The sequence below is a fragment of the Burkholderia sp. Bp8986 genome, from assembly GCF_003854225.1.
GTDB lineage: Bacteria > Pseudomonadota > Gammaproteobacteria > Burkholderiales > Burkholderiaceae > Burkholderia.
The window spans coordinates 1-3695 of the sequence record NZ_QTQM01000103.1 but is presented as its reverse complement, the minus strand read 5'-3'; the positions used below and the strand labels follow the sequence as shown (position 1 = coordinate 3695).

Annotated in this window: 1 protein-coding gene and 2 pseudogenes; all 3 read left to right on the top strand. The window is 63.7% G+C overall.

Going from position 1 to position 3695, the window contains the following annotated elements:
• Positions 1–235 precede the first annotated feature (235 nt).
• Positions 236–523 (top strand): annotated as a pseudogene (locus tag DID99_RS38245) (IS3 family transposase); the annotation flags it as partial.
• Positions 524–1962: 1439 nt separating this feature from the next.
• Positions 1963–2538 (top strand): annotated as a pseudogene (locus tag DID99_RS38590) (Ig domain-containing protein); the annotation flags it as partial.
• Between the two features lie 305 nt (positions 2539–2843).
• Positions 2844–3359 (top strand): hypothetical protein, encoded by a 516-nt coding sequence (locus DID99_RS35940; protein WP_260444784.1) that lies wholly within the window; start codon positions 2844–2846, stop codon positions 3357–3359.
• Positions 3360–3695 lie beyond the last annotated feature (336 nt).

Genomic DNA, 3695 nt, shown 5'->3' with positions numbered 1-3695 from the left:
TACCAGCTGTCCACGTGGACACGTAGCATCAGAGTGAAGCGATTTCTAGACAAGGACGTCGTTAACGGATCGCATACTTCTCTTCTACAACACGCTGCGCTATGGCATGGAGTACGTCGATCCGGGCGCCACATATTACGAGGAACGCTACCGTCAGCGTGTCCTGAACAATCTCACTCGCCGTGCCGAATCGATGGGGTATGTGTTGCAGGAAAAAGTCGCCTGAACACATTGAGTTTCTCAGGAAGGCTACCGCGCTCTTGATGTCGGAAGGCATCGAACGTACGAAGTAATTGATCAGATTGGCGCAAGCGAATCGGTCGAGCTGATCTGTGCGGTATTCGACGTGTCGCGGTCCTGCCTGTATGCCCACCGAGCGCGAGCCCGACGTGTTGATGCCGAGCGAATGGCACTGCGTAGCCGGGTACACGAGCTGTTCATCGAGAGTCGAAGCTCAGCCGGCAGTCGCAGCATCATGGGCATGATGCGCGAGGAAGGTACGGCGATTGGCCGGCAGCGGATACCGAAGCCGCTGTGCGCGCCTGGGCGCGGCAGTATGGTGCAAACGTATCGATCCGACGCACGCCACCACGAATCGACTCCTCAAGCAGGACGATTTCAGAATGATTTTGCTGAAACGCCGGCTGGCAGAGACTGACGACAAACTGCAGGAGCTGAAAACGGCCTGCAAGGTTGCCGCCAAAGCCCGGCGCCAGCAAGTCAAGTAAACGCGCGGATCGCGAGCGAAAAACCATGCTCGCAAGGGGCGGGTTCGCTGACCGTACACTCTTCCTATAGACCGCTCTTGGAATTCGTTTCATCCATGCCTCCGTTTCTCGATTTTACGAAACGTTGGCTTCCATTTTTTCCGACCGGTCTCACTCACCGACACCTGGCTATCCACGCTCGGTCAGCCCATCAAAACCAAGCGCGATGAGTGCGGTCAGCCCATGTTGTTCGCGTTGCGCAGGCTCGGCCGATACGATGACGCCCGCACGTTTCTTTTCGGTTTCGACTGCGACCCCGATGGGCGGGCAAAATCACCCACCTGTGGACGCCTCAAAATATCCCCACCTAGAGACTGGTCACGGATGCGCTGCGCATGGCGCGGTTCCGGCGCCGCCCAGACGCTGGGCAGGGACGCATAGAAGGGCCGAGCCCAGTCGTCTTGAACAGGAGAACGCGCAGCTGCACCGCGAACTCGGTGCAGCGCATGCGGCGCGGGATCTGGCCGGTACCGCGCGGTTTCTCAAGCTGCAGAACGATGCGGTGTGCCTGCAGGTCAGTGGGGAAGTCGATGCGCTGCGCGCACAGAATGGCCAGCTGCGCGCGGATTGACCATCTGCTGCTGGAAGTCGATCAGTATCGGCGCACCCTGTCGACCCGTCCGGCCGGGAGCCACTGAGTGCTGGGTACGCCGGCGCGAATCGCCACCCCTCGGGTTGGCGCGCGGGTGCCGGCCGGCAGCTCGCCGTTCGCGGTTGCCGGTTGCTGATGACTCAGACGTCCGGGTAGTGCAGGCAACGGATCGCAAACGCGACAGCAGGTCGGATTTCAATAAGTCCGCAGTTTTTTTGTGGTGGGCGGCTGGGGCCCGTGATGTAAAGAAGCTGCGCCGCAGCGACGCACCCGCGTGCGATGGCCTTGGCCGAGCACGAACTGCCTGGAACGACTCCCGAACGGGCTGGCCATGTGCTGCACGAGGCAGGGCCCGCCGGAACAAGTCCGTCTAGGTGGCGTCGCCGCGCGCCGGGCAGGAATCGTATGCCACGCGCGGTCGAGACGCAGGCGCTGCGCGAACCGCGAAGCCGCGTGGCATCCCCTTCAGGTCGGGCGCATCCATGAAGGACGCGTGGCGCAAACCTGGCCACCGAACACGGCTCTGGCACGGGAGGGCGCGCGGTTCCGGCGAACCCATGGGCCGAAGTGGGGCTCCGTCAGATGGGGTAGGGAGGTGCAAAAATGCATGAACGTGCAAAAATGCTGTTGAAGGGGATGCGCTCATGGGCTGCCCGCGCGGTGACCGGGCTGGCGTGCCTGCTCACGTTTTCCTTGTTCGCGGCTTGCAGTGGCGGGGCCGGGGCCACCGCGGGCCAGACTACCCCCGCCACCGGGGTCACGTTGAACACCTCGGGCGTCGGCTTGAGCGTGGGGGACACCCAAACGCTGACGGCTTCGGTGCAACCGGCCCATGCCACGAATCCCGCCGTCACCTGGAGCAGTAGCGCGCCGGCGATCGTCGCGGTCAGCGCCACCGGTGTCGTGTCCGGCGTGGCCGTCGGCACGGCGACCATTATCGCCACCACGGTGGACGGCGGCTTCACCGCCCGTGCGACGGTCACCGTCTCGTCGGCTCCGGTATCCGTCACTGGCATCGCAGTCTCGCCGGCGACGCTGAGCCTGATCGCGGGAAGTCCGTCGCCCTTGGCAGCCAACGTGCAGCCCGCCAATGCCACTAATGCTGCGGTGACGTGGGCCAGCGACAATCCGGGGGTGGCCACCGTTACCAGCGCCGGCGTGGTCACCGGGTTCGCGGTCGGCACGGCCCACGTCACGGTCACCTCAGCCGATGGTGGTTATCAGAGCAGTGCGACGGTGACGATCTCGCCCCTTCCGACCTACCGGATCGGTGGCACCTTGTCCGGTCTTGCCGGTGGCGCACTGGTGCTCCAGGATAATGGCACGGCGGACAGCCTAAGCCTGACTGGCAATGGTGCGTTCACCTTCAGCAACCAGGTCTCTGGTGGCTACAGCGTCACGGTCGGGACGCAGCCGATCGGTTTCCAGTGGTGTACGGTTACCAACGGTCAGGGTCCGGCCACCGCGAATGTGACCGATGTGGGGTGGCCTGCACGGCGGCGGTGGCTTGGGTTTCGACTTTCGCTGGCTCGACCGCGTCGGGATCGGCCGATGGCACCGGATCCGCCGCGTCGTTTAACGGCCCCGACGGCGTGGCCGTCGATGCGGCGGGCAATGTGTACGTGGCCGACGCCTGGAACCACGCGATCCGCAAGATCACCCCGGCGGGGGTAGTGACGACGTGGGCGGGTTCGACCGCGCCAGGCCATGCTGATGGCACCGGATCCGCCGCGTCGTTTTTTAGTCCCCGCGGCGTGGCCGTGGATGCGGCGGGCAATGTGTACGTGGCCGACTATTACAACGACGAGATCCGCAAGATTACCCCGGCAGGGGTCGTGACGACGCTGGCGGGCTCGACCACGGCAGGCCATGCCGACGGCACCGGATCCGCCGCGTCGTTTTTCCAGCCCCTCGGCGTGGCCGTGGATGCGGCGGGTTATGTGTACGTGGCCGACACCCGGAACAACGAGATCCGCAAGATCACCCCGGCAGCGCCGTAGCGGCGGTTTCATCAAGGCGGTTCGGTGCGCGGCGGGTATTCCAGCAGACGAGAGCGCGAAAGAATCTACTTCCTGTTGGCGCAGCGCCTCTTCTGGGGAAGTGAAAGGAAAGTGAAACTTTATCTGGAATCCGGTGGTGGGATTGACGCTTGCCCGTATATTTAATGATGCTGCACTCAGCTGGCCATCGCCTCTCCAGCATCGCGCTGAATCAGGACGATGCCGCTGCTGACTGCGACCTGCCTACCTGTGCGTTGCCGAAAGGCAGACACACATTCGTGTGGCGGCTTGTCGCGAGAAACCGCGCATGGGCGGTTCCTGCAGTGCGCGAGGGGA